At 66.5% G+C, this 19,666-nt stretch carries 17 protein-coding genes; 10 read left to right on the top strand and 7 right to left on the bottom strand.

What is annotated here, in order from left to right:
* Positions 1-10: 10 nt before the first annotated feature.
* Positions 11-1,765 (bottom strand): type I secretion system permease/ATPase, encoded by a 1,755-nt coding sequence (locus C7416_RS01390; RefSeq protein ID WP_240988216.1) that lies wholly within the window; start codon positions 1,763-1,765, stop codon positions 11-13.
* Positions 1,766-1,966: 201 nt separating this feature from the next.
* Positions 1,967-3,124, bottom strand: coding sequence for a glycosyltransferase (locus C7416_RS01385; RefSeq protein WP_111516771.1), 1,158 nt, complete (start codon positions 3,122-3,124; stop codon positions 1,967-1,969).
* A gap of 119 nt (positions 3,125-3,243) precedes the next feature.
* Here C7416_RS01385 and C7416_RS01380 point away from each other — a divergent pair, with 119 nt between their 5' ends.
* The 9 genes from C7416_RS01380 (at position 3,244) to C7416_RS01345 (ending at position 14,063) form a co-directional block, all read left to right on the top strand.
* Positions 3,244-4,461, top strand: coding sequence for a glycosyltransferase family 4 protein (locus C7416_RS01380; RefSeq protein ID WP_111516770.1), 1,218 nt, complete (start codon positions 3,244-3,246; stop codon positions 4,459-4,461).
* Positions 4,462-4,558: 97 nt separating this feature from the next.
* Positions 4,559-4,789: a DUF1488 family protein gene (locus tag C7416_RS29035; protein WP_181461119.1), complete on the top strand. Its 231-nt coding sequence runs from the start codon at positions 4,559-4,561 to the stop codon at positions 4,787-4,789.
* Positions 4,786-5,229: a GtrA family protein gene (locus C7416_RS01375; RefSeq protein WP_181461118.1), complete on the top strand. Its 444-nt coding sequence runs from the start codon at positions 4,786-4,788 to the stop codon at positions 5,227-5,229. Before C7416_RS29035 ends, C7416_RS01375 begins: the two co-directional genes overlap by 4 nt.
* Complete coding sequence (locus tag C7416_RS01370; protein WP_111516768.1) at positions 5,226-6,905, top strand: DUF6311 domain-containing protein; 1,680 nt, start codon at positions 5,226-5,228, stop codon at positions 6,903-6,905. Before C7416_RS01375 ends, C7416_RS01370 begins: the two co-directional genes overlap by 4 nt.
* A gap of 5 nt (positions 6,906-6,910) precedes the next feature.
* Positions 6,911-7,960, top strand: coding sequence for a glycosyltransferase family 2 protein (locus C7416_RS01365; RefSeq protein WP_111516767.1), 1,050 nt, complete (start codon positions 6,911-6,913; stop codon positions 7,958-7,960).
* An 898-nt stretch (positions 7,961-8,858) separates the two neighbouring features.
* On the top strand, positions 8,859-9,233 hold the full coding sequence (locus C7416_RS29030) for a helix-turn-helix domain-containing protein (RefSeq protein ID WP_181461117.1): 375 nt from the start codon (positions 8,859-8,861) through the stop codon (positions 9,231-9,233).
* Between the two features lie 285 nt (positions 9,234-9,518).
* On the top strand, positions 9,519-12,707 hold the full coding sequence (locus C7416_RS01355; RefSeq protein ID WP_111516765.1) for a hypothetical protein: 3,189 nt from the start codon (positions 9,519-9,521) through the stop codon (positions 12,705-12,707).
* A gap of 132 nt (positions 12,708-12,839) precedes the next feature.
* Positions 12,840-13,061 carry a hypothetical protein gene (locus C7416_RS01350; RefSeq protein WP_111516764.1) on the top strand — a complete coding sequence of 74 codons (222 nt, stop codon included), beginning with the start codon at positions 12,840-12,842 and terminating at the stop codon, positions 13,059-13,061.
* Between the two features lie 180 nt (positions 13,062-13,241).
* Complete coding sequence (locus C7416_RS01345; protein ID WP_111516763.1) at positions 13,242-14,063, top strand: aminoglycoside phosphotransferase family protein; 822 nt, start codon at positions 13,242-13,244, stop codon at positions 14,061-14,063.
* 27 nt (positions 14,064-14,090) lie between these two features.
* Here the strand turns inward: C7416_RS01345 and C7416_RS01340 are convergent, their stop codons facing one another.
* The 5 genes from C7416_RS01340 to C7416_RS01320 form a co-directional block, all read right to left on the bottom strand.
* Positions 14,091-15,035 carry an SMP-30/gluconolactonase/LRE family protein gene (locus C7416_RS01340; protein WP_111516762.1) on the bottom strand — a complete coding sequence of 315 codons (945 nt, stop codon included), beginning with the start codon at positions 15,033-15,035 and terminating at the stop codon, positions 14,091-14,093.
* A 14-nt stretch (positions 15,036-15,049) separates the two neighbouring features.
* Entirely contained in the window at positions 15,050-15,979 is a 930-nt protein-coding gene (locus C7416_RS01335; RefSeq protein ID WP_111517452.1) for a Bug family tripartite tricarboxylate transporter substrate binding protein, read from the bottom strand.
* A 127-nt stretch (positions 15,980-16,106) separates the two neighbouring features.
* Positions 16,107-17,042 (bottom strand): NAD(P)-dependent oxidoreductase, encoded by a 936-nt coding sequence (locus tag C7416_RS01330; RefSeq protein ID WP_111516761.1) that lies wholly within the window; start codon positions 17,040-17,042, stop codon positions 16,107-16,109.
* Entirely contained in the window at positions 17,039-17,722 is a 684-nt protein-coding gene (locus C7416_RS01325) for an RraA family protein (RefSeq protein WP_111516760.1), read from the bottom strand. Before C7416_RS01325 ends, C7416_RS01330 begins: the two co-directional genes overlap by 4 nt.
* Positions 17,723-17,765: 43 nt before the next feature.
* Positions 17,766-18,743, bottom strand: coding sequence for a Bug family tripartite tricarboxylate transporter substrate binding protein (locus C7416_RS01320; RefSeq protein WP_111516759.1), 978 nt, complete (start codon positions 18,741-18,743; stop codon positions 17,766-17,768).
* A 96-nt stretch (positions 18,744-18,839) separates the two neighbouring features.
* Between C7416_RS01320 and C7416_RS01315 the strand changes: the two genes are divergently transcribed.
* A complete protein-coding gene (locus C7416_RS01315) occupies positions 18,840-19,619 on the top strand; it encodes an IclR family transcriptional regulator (protein ID WP_111516758.1) in 780 nt (259 codons plus the stop codon).
* Positions 19,620-19,666: the final 47 nt, after the last annotated feature.

Genomic DNA, 19,666 nt, shown 5'->3' with positions numbered 1-19,666 from the left:
GCGATTCAGATCAGGAATGGGTGCCGGTGGCGCGCGCGGGCTCGCCCTGCGCCGCCGCAACCGGCTTGCCGGCGTGTTGCGGCTGCGCGCGCTGTTGCATTGCGCGCAGCACCTCTTGCGTCGGACCGAACGCGTGCGAGGTGCCGTCCTGCAGCACCAGCAGCCGGGTCGTGACGGCCAGCACGCTGCTGCGGTGGCTGACGATGACGACGGTGGCGCCGCGTTCGCGGCACAGCGTGATCGCGCGCGCCAGCGCCGCCTCGCCGGCTTCGTCCAGGTTGGAGTTCGGTTCATCGAGCACGACCAGCGCCGGCGAGCCATACAGCGCACGCGCCAGCGCGATGCGTTGCTTCTGCCCGCCCGACAGCCCCGCGCCATCCGCGCCAAGTTCGGTGCCGTAGCCCTTGGGCAGCTTCAGCACCATGTCGTGCACACCGGCGAGGCGGGCGGCCTCGACCACCGCCTCGGCATCGATCTCGCCGAAGCGTGCGATGTTCTCCGCCACCGTCCCGGCGAACAGTTCGATGTCCTGCGGCAGATAGCCCACGAACGGTCCCAGTTCATCCTTGTTCCATTGCCAGACATCGGCACCGTCCAGCCGCACCTCGCCCGCGAACGGCGGCCAGACGCCAACCAGCAGGCGCGCCAGCGTGGATTTCCCCGAGGCGCTGGGGCCGATCACGCCAAGCACCTCGCCCGGCGGCAGTGCGAAGTTGACGTTCTTCAGCACCGGCGCCGTGCCCGGCGCGCCGGCGACCAGGCGCGACACGGCCAGCTGCCCGCGCGGGCGCGGCAGCGACATGGCGCTGCGCCGCGCCGGATTGGCCGCCAGCAGCTTGTGCAGGCGCTCGTGGGCCGCGCGCACCGCGCTCCACTGCTTCCACCCGCCGATCACGCCTTCGACCGGGCTCAGGGTCTTGCCCATCAGGATCGACGCCGCGATCATCATCCCGGCCGTGATCTGGTTATCGAGCACCAGCAAGGCACCGACGCCCAGCACCATCGACTGCAACGCGATGCGAGCGAAGCGGGCCCAAGCGCCGACCATCGACGCCTTCTCGCTCGCCTCGCCCTGCTTGCCGAGGAAGGCTTCATGAATGCGCAGCCAGCGCGCCTGCAACGGGCCCAGCATGCCCATCGCCTCGATCGCCTCGGCATTGCGCAGCGTCACCGTGGCAGACTCCGCCGAGCGCAGCGACAGGCGGCCGGCCTCGTCGAGCGGCTGGCGCGAGATGCGCTCGTTGACCACCGCCAACGCGATCAGCACGGCGGCGCCGCACAGCGCGAACATACCGAGATGGAAGTCGAACAGGAAGATCACGCCCAGATAGAGCGGGAACCAAGGCGCGTCGAAGAACGCAAACAGCGTCGAGCCGGAGATGAACTGACGCAGCGTGGTCAGGTCGTTGAGCGCCTGGCCGGCGATGTAGCCGCCCTGGCGCAGGTTGGTCTCGAAGGCGGCGGTATAGATGCGCCGGTTGAGCTGGGCATCGAGCTGGGCACCGACATGGATGGCAACCTGGCTGCGCACATACTCCAGCACCGAGATCAGGGCAAACAGTCCCAGCGTGATGGCGCTCAGCATCCACAGCGTGGTCTCGCTGCGGCTCTGCAGTACGCGGTCGTAGACCTGCAGCATGTAGAGCGACGGCACGAGCATCAGCAGGTTGATCACGGCACTGAACACGCCGATATTGCGCAAGGCACTCTTGTGCGCGCGCAGGGCTGTCAGGATTTCACTGCCGGGATGCGCGGATTGGCTCATATGGATTTGCGGATACACCTTAAGCACTGCGGGAGAACGGCACCTGCGGCGCCCGATCGCTTTGTGACGTGGTGTCACAAAGCAGGTGCGAATTCTGGATGAGGGCCGGGGCGGTGCTTGTGATGTCCATCACAAAATTGTGTGAGGTGGGTCACGGTGGCCCTTTGTCCTGCGTACGCTATTTCCGCAGCTCACCCGTACTCACCACCCCCGGAACTCCGGCTCCCCCGCGGGCGCGGCGGCGGCGCCGTCGCGCAGCACGCTCTCGTAGAGGGCGTGATAGCGTCGCCGCATCGTGCCGGCGCTGAACTTCTCGACAAAGCGGGCGCGGGCGTTGCGGCCGAGGGATTCGGCCAGCGCGGGGTCGGCATGCAGGCGCGCCAGTGCCGCGCGCAAGGCGTGCGGATCGGACGGCGGCACCACGTAGCCGGTGTGGCCATGCAGGTTGACGTAGCTGCTGCCGGTGCCGATCTCGGAAGACACCAGCGGCTTGCCGAACATCGCGCCTTCAAGCAGCGTGACGCCGAACGCTTCCGAGCGCAGGTGCGAGGGAAAGACGACACCCCGGCAAAGCGACAGCAGCGCATGCTTGTCGGCGTCCGGCAGCACGCCGAGGAAGCTCACGTTGTCCAGCCCCAACGCCGCCGCCTGCTGCCTCAAGGCGTCTTCCTGCGGCCCGGTGCCGAGGATGACGACGCGGAACGCGGCGTCGCGGCATGCCTGCATCAGGATATGCAGGCCCTTGTAGTAGCGGATCACGCCGACGAACAGGAAAAATCCCTCCCCCACCCGGCCGCGCCACATGTCGACGCGGCCGGGGTCGGCCTCGCACTCGGTCGCGTCGAGCCCGATCGGGATGGTATGCACGCGCCCGCGATGGCGGCGCAGCACGTCGCTGGTGTCGAGATAGTTGGGCGAGGTGGCGACGATGGCATGCATGCTGTCCAGGAAGCGATGCATCAGCGGCGCGTACACGGGCATCAGCAGCCGCTGGCGCACGATGTCCGAGTGATAGGTCACGATCGCCGGCACGCGTACGCCCGCGGCAAAATGCAGCACATCGCCGAAGGGCCAGGGGAAGTGGTACTGCACGACATCGGCCCGCGCGACCGCGCGCCTGAAATGCGCCAGCGCGCTGAACGAGATCGGCGTCGACGCCGGCGCCAGGTGCGTACGCGCGCGCGTAATGCGGACCCCGTCGATCTCCAGTTCGCGCTGCGCGCCGCGGGCGTGCCGGCTTAGCGTGAACACCTCGTGCGTGACGCCGTGGGTCTGGCTGCGCGCCAGTTGGCGGATGACCTGTTCGATGCCCCCGTACGAGTCCGGGTAATACACCTTGAAGACGTGAAGGATATGCATGGGCGTGGCTTGGCATCCGGCCTGGTCGGCGCTGGTGGCAGAGTCTCTCGTAGCACGCGCGGGCGCAGTGTGATGGCCGTCACAGAACGCCGGGGGCGGGATCGCTATGGTTGCGCCTCATGCCCCAGTCCTCTTTCCTCCTGGCCGAGCCGTTGCGCGTTGCGGTAGGCGCCGTTTCGCTGTCTTCCCCGCTGACCGGGATCGGCCAGTACACACGCCACCTGGTGCGCGAGCTGGCGGTGCTGGGCGCGGCACCGCACTGCTTCCTCGGGGCAGGCTGGAGCGAGCCGCCGGCAGCCGGCCCGCAACCCTGGGCCGATGGCCTGGCATCGTCCCACACCGGGCACGCGCCGGCGTGGCGCAGCGCGGCGCGCTGTCTGTTGCGGCGGTCCGGAGTGGCGCACCTGGCCTCGCGCGCGTGGCAGGCGCACCGGTTCCGCGCCGGCTTGCCGCGCGATGCGGCGCTCTACCATGAAACCAATTTCCTGCCGTTCTGCTTTGGCACGCTGCCGACCGTGCTCACCGCGCACGACGTGTCGTGGCTGCGCTATCCGGAGACCCATCCCGCTGCGCGGGTGAGCCTGCTGCACCGCTACTTCCCCCGCGCACTGGCCCGCGCCGACCGCGTCATCGTGGTGTCCGAGTTCGTGCGCGCCGAGCTGCTGGCGCTGTGCGAGATCGATCCCGGCAAGATTCGCGTGGTCCACAACGGCGTCGCGCCTGTATTCCAGCCGCGCGCCGCCGACGCGCTGCGGCCGGTACTGGCACGCCATGGGCTGCTGCCCGGCGGCTACCTGCTGGCACTGGGCACGCTGGAGCCGCGCAAGCGGCTATCGACCGCACTGCGTGCGCACCAGCGCCTGCCGGCCGCGCTGCGGCGCCATATGCCGCTGGTACTGGCCGGCATCAAGGGCTGGCTGACCAGCGCGCTGGAGCGCGAGATGGCGCCCGCCGTGGCGCGCGGCGAGGTGCGCGTGGCGGGCTACATCTCGGATGCCGATCTGCCGAGCGTCGTCGCCGGCGCCTGCGCCATGGTCTACCCGTCCATCTACGAAGGCTTCGGCCTGCCGCCGCTTGAAGCCATGGCCTGCGGCGTGCCGGTGATCTGCTCGGACCGCTCGGCGCTGCCCGGCGTGGTCGGCGATGGCGGCGTATTGCTGGACCCGGACGATATCGATGGCTTCAGCGCGGCGATGCTGCGCGCCTGCGAGGACACGCACTGGCGCTCCGCCATCGGCGCACGCGCGCTGCGCCGCGCCGCCGGCTTCAGCTGGCAGCGCTGCGCGCGCGAAACGCTCGATGTCTATGGCGAATTGCTCCGCACCAGGCGCGGGTGACGGCACGCTGAGGAATGTGACAGCCGTCACGGAGCAGGAAGAGTCTGCCAGCTACGCTTGCCGCTTTGACCCAGTGAGAAAGCAAGGCAGCCAGAGCATGAGCCACGCCATTCAGTTCGACATCGTCGTGGACGGGTTCCGCATTCCCTGCACGGCTTCCGCCGAGGCTGGCTCGCAGGCGCGCCGTTCGGCCGGCGGGCCGGCCGCGGACATCGATGCCGCGCTGGAACGGCTCCGGCATGCCGCGCGTTTGCGCTTCCTGCAGGGCGCAGCACCGCCGGTGGTGGTCCTGCGCGAGCACCTACATGCCACCGGAGCTTGTCTGTGACGGGTCAGCGTGGCCACGGCGGCGCACAAACGCTGCTGGTGCGCACGACGTTCGGCCGCTACGTGCTGACGGGTTGTGCCCTGTTGCTGGCGGATCTTGCACTGTTCCTTTTGCTTGCGCATGCCGGCATCGCACCCGCGGCAGCGCAGGCGGTGAGCCGCGGCGCCGGCGCGATCGTGGGCTTCATCGCGCACAAGCGCTATTCCTTTCGGCACGGCGGCGTCGATGCCCGCAGCCTCGTTTCCCAAGGCAGCGGCTATGGCGCGCTCACGCTCGCCGGCGTGGCGCTTTCGCCTTTGATCCTCACCTTGGCGCTGTGGCTCAGTGGCGAGCGCTTGCTGGTCGCCAAGCTGGCCGTGGAAGTCGTGCTGGCGGGCCTAAACTTCGTGGCGATGCGCTGGCTGTTCCGTCCGCACCCGCATCCCGCCGCTACGTCATGATGGCCAGCGTCATGCGCGTGGCTGTCCGGCATGTGTCCGCCGAACTGCCACTCGGCCGGCGCGTCGCCCTGGCGCTGCTGCTGGCGCTGATCCTTGCCCCCGCGGTATGGTCTCCGGCGGTCATGCTGGGCACGGATCCCGCGTTGCGCTTTCCGCAGGGGGACCAGGCACAGGCGCTCGCCGGCGCCTGGTATTACTACACCGATAGCCTGCGGCTCCCGTTGTTCTCGATGCGCGTGCCCGGCATCGACGGCCTGCGCAGCGTGATCTTCACCGACAGCATTCCGCTATTCGCCCTGGCCGGCAAGCTGTGGTACCGGTTGGGCGGCGCGGCGCCGGAACTGATGCCCGCCTGGCTGTGGCTCTGCGTGCTCGCGCAGGCCTGGGCCATGACCTTGCTGCTGGACCAGCTGGGCCTGCGCCATGCCATTCCCGTGGCCGCCGGCACCGTGCTGGCCCTGGTCATGCCTGCCCTGTTGTTCCGATACTGGATGTGGCATCTCGCGCTATGTGGCCAGTTTGTACTGATCCTGGCACTGGCGCTGGCACTGCGCCCGCCCGAAGCCATGGCGCGCGCCCCGCTGGACTGGCGGTGGCCCACGCTGCTGGTGGTGGCCCTCGGCATCCATCCCTACCTGCTCGCCATGAGCCTGCCCTTCTTCCTGCTGAGCGCGGCACGCTGCGCGTCCGCGCGCATGCCCGGCGCGCAGCGCGTTGCGCTGGGCGCCGTTGGCCTGGCCGTGGGCGTGCTCGCCATTGCGCTTTGGCTCGGTGGCTATCTCGGCCAGGGGCTGGTGCGCGGCAGCGAGGGCTTTGGCATCTACTCGATGAACCTGCTCGCCCCGTTCGGCGCGATGGGCAAGAGCGGCCTGCTGCCGGGCAGCGGGCACTTCGCACGTGGCACGCCCGGCCAGATGGAAGGGTTCAACTACCTTGGGCTGGGTGTGCTGGCGGGCCTGCTGCTGGTGGCGGGCGCCGCCTGCGCGGGGCGCGCGGCGCCGCTGCGCGCCGCGGCCTGCAGGCAATGGCCGCTGATGGTGCTGCTGGCCGGACTGTCGCTCTACGCCTTGTCCACCACTGTGTATGCCGGTGGCTATCGTCTGTTGCGCTACGACTGGCCGGCAGGCCTGCAGGGCCTGACCGCAACCTTCCGCGCCTCGGGCCGCTTCTTCTGGCCGGTGGGCTATGCCATCGCCGCCTTCGTGCTCTATGGACTGTCGCGCTGCTACCGCCCGCGCACGGCCGCCGCATTGATGGTGACGGTCGCCGCGCTGCAATGGCTCGATACTGCGGTACTGCGCACGGTGGTGGTCACCGAGAAGCCGATGGATCCGGTGTCGTCGGATCCGCTCGTCGGCGCGCTGGTCGGGCGCCATGCCGCGGTCGCGTTCCATCCGCCGGTGGGCTGTTCCGACGACCGCGCCGCGATGCATGGCGGCTTTGCCCTGCAACTGCTGGCCGCGCGCGGCGGCCTCGCCATCAACAGTCTCTCGGGCGCACGCCAGGACACCGACTGCAAGCGCGTCGCGGCAGACCTGTCCCTGCAGGTGCTCGCACCGGGCGTGCTGGTCGTGCTCGGGCCGCCGTATGACGCGCAGTACATCGCCGGGCGCGGGTGGACAGCCCGTTGCCTGGCCCGGCATGGCCTGCATTTCTGTAGCTCCGGCACCAGGTGATCCCCATGAAAGCCAGCGAACCGACGGAGCTGTCCGTCATCATCCCCGCGCACAACGAAGCGGCCAGCCTGCCGCTGGCGCTGCCCCGCATCGTCAACGAACTTGCACAGGTCGTGTCGCGCTTCGAGATCGTCATCGTGAATGACGGTTCCACCGACCAGACCGCGGCGGTTGCCGACGAACTCGCGCGGCGCCACCGCTTCGTGCGTGCCATTCACTTTTCGCGCAACTTCGGCAAGGAGGCGGCGCTGGAAGCGGGGCTGGCCTGCGCCCGCGGCCGCGGTCTGCTCTTCATCGATGCGGACCTCCAGCATCCACCCGCCCTGATCCCGCAGTTGGTCAATGCCTGGCGCGCCGGCGCCGACGTCGTCAATGCGCGCAAGCGGCATCGCGGCGAGGAACATGCCGCCTATGCCGCGGCGTCGCGCCTGTTCTACCGGATGTTTGAGCGCGCCACCGGCTTTGCCTTCGAAGGCGCAAGCGACTACAAGCTGCTCGACCGCCAGGTGGCCGATGCCTTGCTACGCTGTCCGGAACGGGACCGCTTCTTTCGCGGGCTGGTGGCGTGGGTGGGATTCCGCCAGGTCGATATTCCCTTCGACGTGGCGCCCCGGGAAGCGGGGCATTCTTCATGGTCGGCGGCGGGCCTGCTGCGCTATTCGCTGCGCAGCCTGGTGGCATTTTCCTCGCTGCCGCTGCAGGCAATTGCCATTGCTGGATTCGCGGGAGTGGCGCTGAGCCTCTTGCTGATCTTGCAGACCGCGGCGCGATATCTCACCGGCAATGCGCTGGACGGCTTTACCACCGTGATCATTGCCCAGGCGGCGTTCAGCAGTCTGTTGCTGCTTGCGGTCGGTGTGCTGGCCGTCTATCTGGCACGCGTCTATGATGCGCAAAAGCAGCGGCCTTCATTCTTTGTACGCGACCCTGATGAACGCATGCGGGGCGGTATCACGTTGCAGGAGATGGAAATCCAGCCGGCACCGCCGCGCGCGCGGACGCCCGTGGCGGCTTGTGATACCGATCACAGCCAGGTGGATCGCGAGCTTCTATAGTGGCTCCCGTTGGCGCAATGACCCCGCCAACTTTCCCGTTATCGCCAGGCTGCCCCCGCACGCCTGGCATCTTTTTTTGGCGGGCTTCGCGCGTGTTTTCTTCACTCTCGCGCAAGCGGGAAAGGGAATACACACCTGGTGTTAAAAATGCCTGTGATACATAGGGCGGGGGCGAGGGCCGGCGCATCGACGAAGTAATGCACCGGCCCCGACTCAATGTGAACCCCTCCGTATTCGCCGCGCAGGCCTGGGCTTGGCGGCCGGGCCGGAATGTGGATGCCGGCTGACCGGCGCGACCGTGACATGCTGATTCGGGAAGAGCCGCTCGGCCGCCTCTTTGGCCTGGGTGCAGCTCAAGTACTCCCCATTGAAGACGACGGCAAACTCTCCGACATGCTGCTCGATCGCCCAACCCGTTTCCGTACGAACCACTATTGTTATTCGTTCAACCACCTTCATTCCCCGTCGAGCCGTGCTTTGCATCACGGTCTATTTTCATTGGTAAAGCCAAAAGCTCAATGCATGGATCGAACCAATATTCCTGCCGATGGCCTCTTGCCTAGGGCCCTTCCTTTCAGACACTGCGGGTCTATGGTGCCCCCATTCGCGTATCCACTCATCACCCAAACATGGGTTGCCTGGGTTATTCCTGAAAAACGGCATGGAGCTGGCATGTTTGTCACATTCACCAGAATCGCGACAACAACGCAACAGAATTATTAAAGTCATTACGCTAGAAAGCAAGACAACTTTCGGCCAGTTCGACAGACACCCCACCAAAGGGGACTGCCGCAGCAATGCTGTGACACCTGTCACACCCCCGCCCGCATTCCGTCGGCTAGCCTTGCCTTTCGACAGGCACTCACCATCGGGTGCGCTTCTCAAGGCTAAGAAAAAGATGCATGACGTGGAGTTCATCGAGCACGAAGGCCGGCGCTTCGTATTGATCCCAGAACGGACATGGAAGGACATCAAGGAGAGCATCCAGCGACTGCTGGCGGAAGCCGGCAACGCTTCAGGCATGGCCTCTTCGTTCGCTCCGCCACTGCTCGTGCAGGCCGCGATATCGGCCGGCAGTTCGGAACTGCGCGCATGGCGCCGATTCCGTGGCTTTCCCAGTGCAGAGCTGGCCAAGCGTGTCGGCGTGACGCGGGCCTATATCTCGATGATCGAGACCGGCCGGCGCCGGCCCGCCGCACACTTGCTGCAACGGCTTGCGCATGAACTTGACATTCCTGTCTGCGCGCTGACAACCAGCCACGGCGACACGTAGCGCGTCACGCCGACGGCGCGTTGACACCAGGCTCCACCGCAAGCGCTTCGCCACACCGTTGCACAGCCACCGCTTTGCGCGTTTTTGTGGCCCCAGTCACTGTTTCGGTTTGCGCATTTCCGGATACTGCCCCCGACGCGTTATGCAGCGTGTCGCAGCCTGCACTGCCAATGCCGTTGGCAGTGCAGGCTGCAACGGAAGCGAGATCCGGATTTCCTACTGGCCCGCGCCGCGGGATGGCAGGCCGAAGTCCAGATCGCTTGTTTTTATTCCCAGGAGAACACTATGGCAGCATCTGCCTACTACGATCAGGTACAGAAGGTCTACGTCGCCTACTACGGCCGCCCGGCCGATCCGACGGGCCTGGAGTTCTGGGCCACCAAGCTGGACGGTGTCGGTGGCAATCTGAACGCGATCATCGATGCCTTCGGCAACTCGGCCGAGTCGACTGCCCTTTATGGCGGCCAGACCCACGGCGAGAAGATCAACGCGATTTATCAGCAGATGTTCGGCCGCGACGCCGAACCGGCTGGCCTCGCCTTCTATACCGGCCTGCTCGCAGCGAACCCGCCCAAGGCCACCCTGGCCAGCATCGCGCTGGACATCGTCAACGGCGCGCAAGGCAGCGACAAGGTCGCCATCGATGCCAAGCTGGCCGCGGCCGAAGGCTTCACCGCGGCGCTGAACACCACCACCGAAATCCTGAAGTACAGCGGCGACTGGGCCGCGCAGCAAGCGCGTGACTGGCTCAAGCCGGTCGACCAGCCTGGCGAGGGTGGCAACCCGCAAGCCGCGATCGACAAGATCGTCGCCGGTCCGGCACCGCAGCCGGGCAGCAAGGTACTGACCACCGCCATCGACGCCATCACGCTCGGCGCCGCCGACACCGTAACCGGCGGCACCGAAACCCTGACCCAGGGCGACTCGATCACCGGCCCGGGCAAGGTCGTGCTGAGCCTGGCTGCCAAGCAGGATCTCTACTCCGGCACCACCATCGCCGGTGCCGGCAAGGTCACCATCCAGCCGACCGGCGACGTGGCCGTCACGACCAAGAACTGGACCGACATCCAGCAGGTGGTGGTCGAGAAGGTCAAGGGCGACGTGAGCCTGGAAGACCTGCAGGGCGCCGCCACGCAGTATGACCTCGTCGACGCGATCCAGGCCGAAGACAAGATCACGCTGAACTTCGACGGCCAGCAGATCCAGGGCAAGGAAGCCAACGTCTCGGTCAAGGAAGTCAACGCGACGGTGGAGATCAACACCGATGCCGGCTTCGACGTCGAGACCATCAACCTGACCATCAACGATGACAAGGCTGGCTTCGAGTCGAACCTGACCGACCTGATCGGCGACGGCACCAAGACGCTGAACATCAAGGGCGGCCAGGCCGGCCTGAACTTCGGCATCAAGGGCGCGCTGGACTCGTCCCTGACCACCATCGACGCCTCGGGCGCGCTGGCCAACCTGAACCTGAACATCTCGGAATCCGACCAGCAGGTGAACGTCAAGCTGGGCTCGGGCAACGACGTGCTGAACGTCGGCGACTCGCTGCGCACGGGTGACGTGATCGACGGCGGCGCCGGTGCGGACAAGGTCGTCGCCGTGTTCGACGCCAACGCCACGGTGGCCGAAGCCAACCGCGCGCCGACCATGAGCCGCGTCGAGACGCTGGATGCCACGTTCCTGAACGCGGTCCACCTGGACGGCACCAACATCAACGACCTGGCCACCATCAACCTGAAGGCCTCGACCGGCCGTGCCGACTTCAACAACTTCGACAGCACGCTGAAGACCCTGAACATCCAGGGCAACCTGGCGCAGGGCGTCGAAGTGGACTACGACGGCCAAGCGCTGACCACGCTCGATATCAACATCGAAGGCACCACCAGCGTGATCGGCAACGCCGGCAATCCGTCGGGCATCCGCGTCATCAACGCCGACAAGGTGGCGCTGAGCCACAACGGCAGCGAGAGCGTCGTGATTTCGCGCGGCCTGCAGGTGGACGACTCGTTCTCGGGCCGCTACACCACCGACCTGTCGATCACCAACAACTCCGCCGGTAACCTGACCATCGATGGCAGCAACTACACGGAAAGCGTCATCCTCGACGGCAACACCGTGCAGCGCCTGAACATCAAGTCGACCGGCCTGGGCGACCTGTCGCTGGGCAACCAGTTCGAAAGCCTGATGGATGAAGCGACCAACCTGCAGCACCTGGTCGTGGAAGGCGCCACCGACAGCGACATCGAGATCGGCCGCGTGGGCGATTCCCGTGCCGCCGGCGACCTCGAAACCGTGAAGCTCAGCACCGGCATCAGCACCGAGTTCACCTCGTGGGGCATCGATGCCGCCGACGCCGACAAGCGCGCCACCATCACCAGCATCGACGTTGCTGCGGCGGCTTCGGGCCACATGCACCTGCTCGGCGGCTTCGAAAGCGGCGACTGGCTGCAGGCTGCCTCCGTCAACCTGATGAAGGTCGACGTGGCCGCCGGCGCATCGGTGAACGGCGACGCCGGCGGTACGGTGTGGGCAAATGGTCAAGGCTATGCCGGCCTCGACATCCCGGTCAGCTACTCCAGCCTGGTGCGCCTGGACCTGGACGAGCAGGCCGGTGCCGACAGCAAGCTGATTCTGTCGGGCGCCGGCGACGTCACCGGCTTTGCGTTCGAGGACAACAACTTCGCCACCATCGACGCATCGGCCCTTAAGGGCAGCGGTGTGACGATCGTGATGGAAGATCCGTCCGACGCGGCAGCGTTCACCTTCATCGGCTCGGGCCAGCGTGATGTGGTCTACGCCTCGAACAGCGCCGATACGCTCAACGGTGGCGCCGGCGACGACACGCTGTTTGGTAACGGCGGTGCCGACGTGATCAACGGCGAAGCGGGCAACGATGAGCTGTTCGGCGGTGAAGGCAACGACAAGGTCGACGGCGGTAGCGGCGACGACTTCATCGCCGGCGGCCTCCACGCCGACTTGCTGACCGGTGGCGCGGGCGCCGACTCGTTCTACTTCAACTTCGACCAGAACCACCTGGCGGAGGCAGGCAAGTCGACGAACCCGGGCGCGGCGGCCAAGCAGGACGTCATCACCGACTTCAAGGTTGCCGAGGACACCATCCTGGTCGACGTGTCGAATCCGCTGGCCCAGGGCGACTACGCCATGTACGTGACCAACGCCCCGGGCGGCAACGGCTTCCCGGCATTCGCCTACTACATCGGCGATGGCGTGGACCCGGTCAACGTGGTGATCCGTGTGGGTACGTACAACGAGGATGGCTCGTTCAACTACAACGCCAACGGCACCGACCTGCAGCTGCTGTTCAACACCGAAGGCGAAGCGTTCAACCCGCTCGACTTCACGCTGAACAACGGCGCCCAGGCCTTCGTGCAGGCCGAGCATGAAGTCGCGCTGCTCGGCGCGGCGAACCAGCTGGGCAGCCTGTCGACGTCGGACCTGGTTTGGGTCTGATCGTTACCCGTTAGTTGTAGCTTGCAGTGGGAAGGGCTGGCCGCGGGCCAGCCCTTTTTTTCCAGTCGGATTGCAGCACGCCACTGGTCCCGCCTGCGTCCCGCGACCGTCTGCGACCGCTCGCAATATCGTATGAATGTCCGCTTCACGATGCCCGATGCCGCTCCTCCCCGGCCCCCATTTGTACTGGTCCTGCGCGAAGACGACGGCGAATGGCACGTCCGGATGCTGACCGAAGGCTACATCGTCTCGTTGACCGAAACCTTCTCCACACGGCAAGACGCGGTCGCGGCCGCAGCGGAGGCTTTTCCCAGCCTCCATATCGATGTCGGCAGCCATGGCCCTGGCGGTTGAGGAGCCCCGACATCGGCGCGCCTGATTGGAAGCGCGACACCTTCTCCGGCGCACACGCCGTGACGAATCAAGGAGATATCATTCTTCGCAGTAACCCGGACGTGACGTTCTCCAGATGCATGCCCGGACCGGACATGGCATGTCAGACAGGATCGGACCTGAACAGTGGAAAGCATCAGGATGTTGCCCAAGACCATTGCTATCGCGCTCGACAATTATCTGCGCCAATGGTCACTTGTCCCGGCCGCCGAACCCTTCCTCACACCGACCAGCTGCCTGCAACCGGTGTCATACCGGGGCCAGCCGGCCATGCTCAAAATTGCCATGTGCGAGGAAGAGCGGCGCGGCAATGCCGTCATGGCATGGTGGAACGGCAGCGGAGCGGCTGCACGGATACTGGCTCGGTGTGACGACGCCGTCGTCATGGAGCGCGCGGAATCCGCAGGTTCGCTCGCGGATCTTGCGCGGACAGGACGGGACGACGACGCCATGCGGATCGCCTGCGCAGTGCTGGGCCGATTGCACGCCCATACCGCGCCTGACCAACCGCCCGTCGTCTCCTTGCACGACTGGTTTGCGCCGTTGACGAACCCGTCCTGGCCCCGCGGCAACATTCTCTGGCTAGCCGCGCTGGTGGCGAAAAAACTGTTGTCGGCTCCCGCCCTCGATCCGGTTGTGCTTCATGGCGATATGCACCACGGCAACATCCTCCATTTCGGCACGCAAGGCTGGCTTGCGATCGATCCGAAGGGGCTTGTCGGTGACCGCGTATTCGATTACGCGAATCTGCTGTGCAACCCGTCCCGCAGGATCGCGGTGGACCGGTTCCACGAGCGCATCGGAACGCTGGTCGAGGCTGCGCGACTTGATCGCCACAGGCTGCTGCAGTGGACGCTGGCGTGGTCGTGCCTTTCGGCGCTATGGATGATGGAAGACGGGCTTGCGCCCGAGACCCCACTGGCTATCGCCGCGCTGGCGGCGACCGAACTCGGGCTTCTGTGATGAATCCGGACCGCAGCAGCCCAGTGCTCAGGCGAGCGGCTGATGCCTGTCACCCCCCACCCCACCATGCACCGGCGCGCCCCCTTCCGGTACCCTCGCACCCAGGATCGATCCCGTCGTGGATTCCGTCATCAGCAGCGTCTTGCCGTCATCGCCGCCGAAGCACAGGTTGGTCAGCGACGCGCCCACCGGCGTGCGAATGACTTCGACCGGTTCGGCGCGATGGTTCAGTACCCAGACATAGCCGAGCCCTGGATTGGCGACCAGCAGGAACCCGTCGGCGCGCATGGCCAGCCCGTCCGGACCGCTCGGCCCGTATGACGTGAAGAACTGCCCCACCTTGCTGACGGAGCCGTCGGCCTGCAGCGGCGCGCGCCACACGCAGTTGCCGCGCGTCATGGCGACATACAGTACCTTCTCGTCGGGCGACAGCACCAGGCCATTCGGGCTTGGCGCATTGTTCAGCAGCACATCGAGCTTGCCCGCGGGCGACAGGCGGTAGACCCGGCCAGTGGGGTCATGCATGCCGGTCTGGCCCTGGTCCGTGAAGTACAGGTTGCCCGCCGAATCGAAGGTCAGGTCGTTGACACCACGGAAGCGTTCCGAATTCCGGCGTTCAAGGAATGGCGTCACCGCCCCGGTCTGCGGGTTCAGCCGCATCAGCCCGTTGCGGTAGTCGGTGATCAGGAAGTCGCCGCCGGCCAGGCGCTTCATGCCGTTGGGCTCGCCGTCGTATTCGGCCACCAGTTCCCAGTCGCCCTGCAGCGATACGCGGAACACGCGGCCATAGGGAATATCGGTGACCCACAGGTGGCCATCCGCCCAGACGGGGCCTTCCAGGAATGACTCCGTTACCGCGCCGCCGCGATTGGCCAGCGACCACGCATTGTCCCGGTCCTGCCGCCGAAACGATTCCGGCAGGCGGGTAAGCACCGTGGCGTCGCGGACGGTGGGTTGCTGGAGCAGCATCATCGTGGTCCCCGCTGTTACTGCTTTTCGATATTGGCCTTCTGTGCCACCGCTGCCCATTGCGCGGTTTCCCGCTGGATCAGCTGTGCGAACCCGCTGCTGTCCAGGTTGCCGGGCTGCGAACCCATTTGTGCCAGGAATTGCTTCATGTCAGGCGATAGTAGCGCTTTTTTAATTTCAGCCTGCAGGCGTGTGATCACCTCGGCCGGCGTTCCCTTCGGCGCCGCCAGGCCCGACCAGTTGAACAGGTTGAATGTCGGCAGTCCGGCTTCCGCGAAGGTCGGCACATTGGGGAACACCTCGAGCCGGCTTTTGCCGCTGATGCCAAGCAGCCGCATCTGGTTGCCCTTGACCTGGGCCAGCGCGGTCGGCGTCGACACCACCAGCAGATCGACGCTGCCGCCCAGCAGGCCCACCATGGCTTCGCCGGCACCCTTGTACGGCACGTGCATCAGCTTGATCCCGGCGGCCTGCTGGAAGGCCTCGGCCGAAAAATGCGGCGAGCTGCCCGGGCCGCCGGTACCGAATGTCACTTCACCCGGATGCGCCCTGGCGTAGCTGATCAGCGAAGCCAGGTCCTTGAAGCGCGAATCTGCCTTGACCCCAACCACCACCGGCGAGAACGCGAATGGCGCGATCGGTACCAGCGCGGTCTGATGATCCCAGTTCAGCTTCCTGAACACATAGGGCAGCGTGGTGTAGGAGTTGTCGTTGGCCAGCAGCGTATAACCGTCGGCCGGCGCCTGGACGACCAGCGTGGTGCCGATGGTGCCGGAAGCGCCCGGCTTGTTCTCGACCACGAAACTCTGGCCGGTCTGCTCAGTAAGCTTTTGCGCGACCTTGCGCGTAACCACGTCGACGGCGCCGCCAGGCGGATTCGGCACGACAATGCGCACCGGCTTGTCCGGGTAGGCTGCCCATGCCGGCGCCGCGCTGGCAGCGGCCATCGCCGCTGCCACTGCAAAGAGGATGAATTTGCGATGAATCATCGTTGTCTCCTGGCAGCGGCCGGTCCGGCTGCCAGCCGGCCGCGCTGCCTGTATTGTCTTGACCGGTGAGGCGTCGAAGCCTCTCCTAAACCGCCGCGGCAGATCCCTGCAGCACGGCAAGCACGTTCTGCGCGGCCCCCACGCCCATGTTCACGTAAGCCGCATCGCTGACGCCGCCGATATGCGGCGACAGGATGACGTTCGGGAGGTTCTGGAACGGATGCGGCACGGCGATCGGCTCGACGGCGAAGCTGTCGAGGCCCGCCGCGTAGAGCTTGCCGTCGAGCGCCTCGGCCAACGCAGGCTCGTCGATCAGGCCGCCGCGCGCAGTGTTGACCAGGATCGCGCCATGCTTGAACAGGGCCAGCGTCTCGCGGTTCAGCATGCCGCGGTTCTCATCGGTCAGGGGGCAGTGCAGCGACACCACGTCCGCTGCCTGGTATAGCTGCGGCAGTTCGCTGACCAACGTGACGCCGGCGGGCACTGCCTTCGCATAAGGATCGAAGGCGAGCACGCGCATGCCCATGGCCAGGCCCGTCACCGCGACGCGGCGACCGATCTCGCCCAGGCCGACGATGCCCAGGGTGCGGCTGTTGAGCTCAATGGTCTTGTGGCTCGACTTGTCCCAATGGCCCGCGTGCATGCGCGCGTTCAGCTGCGGCACCGACTTGGCACAGGCAAGGATCAGCGCCCAGGCATGTTCGGCTACGGCGGCGGCGTTGGCGCCGACCGCGGCCTTCACCGCGATGCCGCGTTCGGCCGCGGCCTTCTGGTCGATCACATCGATGCCGCTGCCGTGCTTCGAGATTACCTTCAAGGCCGGCGCCGCGCCCATGACCTCGGCCGTCACGCTGCCATAGCGCACGATGATGCCGACCGGGTTATGCTGCCGCGCCAGCGCGACCAGCTCCGCGGCCTGCGGCTTCTTGCCCGCGAAGACGATCTGGTAGTCGCCAAGCAGAGCGAGCGCTTCCGGTGCCAGGTCCGCACCCGTGACGATAATGACGTCCTTGGCGGTCACAGCGCTTCTCCCTGCTTCAGCACGCCGGCCGTCACCAGCGATGCCAGCAGCCAGGGCGCGGTGGTATTGCCCTCCTTGATCTGCGCGATGCGCATGGCTTCGGCCTCTTCCTTCTTCGCGGCGGCGTCGAGCAGCGCTTCGATCTTGTCGCGCTCGACCACGACCAGGCCGTCGGCGTCGCCGCAGATATAGTCGCCCGGGTTCACCGTGACGCCGCCAACGGAAATCGGGTGGCCGATGCGGCCGCCGACTTCCTTGGTCGGGCCGTTGGGATTGGTGCCGACCGAAAACACCGGGAACTGCATGTCCTCCAGCTCCAGGCTGTCACGCACGGCACCGTCGATCACGACCCCGGCCAGCCCGCGCTGGCGCGCGGCATGCATCATGATGGTTCCCATCAGCGCGGAGGTCTGGTCGCCCTTGCCGTCCACCACCAGCACGTCGCCGGGCTGCGCCAGCGCCAGCGCCGCGTGGATCATCAGGTTGTCGCCGGGACGGACTTCGACGGTGAATGCCGGGCCGGCGACCTTCATGGTCGGGCACAGGGCGCGGATGCGGCCATGCAGGGCGCCGCGGCGTCCGCCGACATCCGACAGGATCGCCGGCTGGAAGCGGGCGGCACGCTCGACCACGGCGGCGGGCACGCGCTCGAACGATTTGATGATGTTGGGCAAGCTCATGGAAAACTCCGGCAAGATGAAAGGGATAGGCGTCGGCAATCGATCAGTCCAGCTTGGCACCGGAGGTCTTGATGACCGCGGCCCAGCGTCCGATGTCCTGCCGGATCAGCGCGGTGAAGGCTTCGGGCGTGCCCGTCAGCACCGACGCGCCTTGCTCGTTCAGCTTCCTGGCCAGCGCCGGCGACTGCAGCGCCTTGTTGAACTCGGCATTGAGCCGCACCACGATGTCCTTCGGCGTCGCGGCCGGCGCGACAAAGCCGAACCAGGTCGCCGTCTCGAAGCCGGGATAGCCGGACTCGGCCACGGTCGGAACCTGCGGCAGGTCCGCCACGCGCTTCGCTGACGTCACGGCCAGCGGCCGCAGCTTGTTGTTCTTGATATGGCCGAGCAGGGTCGGCACGGACGCCATGTACAGGTCCACCTGCCCGCCCATCAGGTCGTTGACCGCCTGGGCCGCGCCCTTGTACGGGACATGGGTGAACCTGACTTTCGCGGTGCTTTGCAGCTGCTCGCCGCCAAGGTGGGCCACGGTGCCATTGCCGGGCGAGGCAAAGTTCAGCGATGCCGGTTTGGCCCGGGCGGCCTGGATCACGTCCTTCATGGTCTTGTACGGCGAGTTGACGTGCGTCACCAGCACCAGCGGCGCGGAGGCGACCAGGCTGATCGGCGCCAGGTCCTTCAACGGGTCATACGGCAGCCGCTCGTACAGCGAGGCGTTGATGGCCAGGTTGCTGGTCTGCCCCAGGGCGATGGTGTAGCCGTCGGCCGGCGCCTTGGCCGCAGCGTCGACGCCGAGGTTGCCGCCGGAGCCCGGCTTGTTTTCCACGACAAAGACCCAGCCGGTCGACTTGGCCACGGAATTGGTCACCTCGCGCGCGATGATGTCGGTGCCGCCGCCGGCCGGAAACGGCACGATCACGCGGATGGGCTTGGTGGGATAGGGCGACGCGGCGTGGACGCTGGCGGATGCCATCAGCAGGCCGGCAAGGGCCAGGATGACGCGGCGGGATCTGGACTGCATGGGTGTCTCCGAATCTGGTTTCGTTGTGATTCGGATTGTGGTGCATCGTTTCACGGCATACAATGCCGTTTCACACCGTGCACCGCATTTCGTGTCATGAACCCTAAAAGTGACTCCATCAACGCTCCAGCCGCTGACGAAGGCGCCGGCGCCGGCGCCGTGATCGCCGTGACGCGCGCGCTGCGCGTACTCGAAGCCTTCGGCGTCAACGATCCGCAGCTGTCGCTGGCCGAGCTGAGCCGGCGCACCGGCATCCACAAGACCACGGTGCTGCGGCTGGCGCGCACGCTCGCGGCGGACAACTACCTGGTGCAGAAGGAAGACGGCAGCTGGCGCCTCGGCCGCGCGGCTGGCTGGCTGGGCGCGTGCTACCAGGCCACCTTCAACGTGCAGGAAGTGGTCGAGCCGGTGCTGCGCGAACTGACGATCAAGACCGGTGAAAGCGCTTCGTTCTACGTGCGCGAGGGCCAGCAGCGAACCTGCCTGGTCCGTGTCGAGGGCCCGCAGGCGATCCGCCATCACGTCAGGATCGGCGCGGCGCTGCCGCTGGACAGCGGCTCGCCCGGGCGGGTGATCCTGGCGTTTTCCGGCGAGCCGGGCGAGCTTTACGAGATGATCCGGCGCCGCGGCTTCCACCTGTCGCTGGGCGAGCGCGAACCCGAAGTCTCCAGCGTGTCGGCGCCGGTGTTTGGACTGCACTGGCGCCTGCTGGGGTCGATGTGCATTTCCGGGCCGACTTCCCGGCTTGGCGAAGCGCGGCTGCTGGAACTGGCGCAGACCGTGGTCGACGCCGCGAACAAGCTTTCCTATGCGATGGCGGGCAGTCAGCGGCCCGCGCTGCCAGGCGACAGGCAGCCGGCAACCTGGCATCCCTGACCGGCCGGTCTTGCATTCCCGGCCGGCCATCGTGCCGGCTCCCCACG

The organism is Cupriavidus phytorum, from assembly GCF_003254285.1.
In the GTDB taxonomy this organism is placed as follows: domain Bacteria; phylum Pseudomonadota; class Gammaproteobacteria; order Burkholderiales; family Burkholderiaceae; genus Cupriavidus; species Cupriavidus phytorum.
This window is presented reverse-complemented; position numbering and strand designations above follow the sequence as displayed.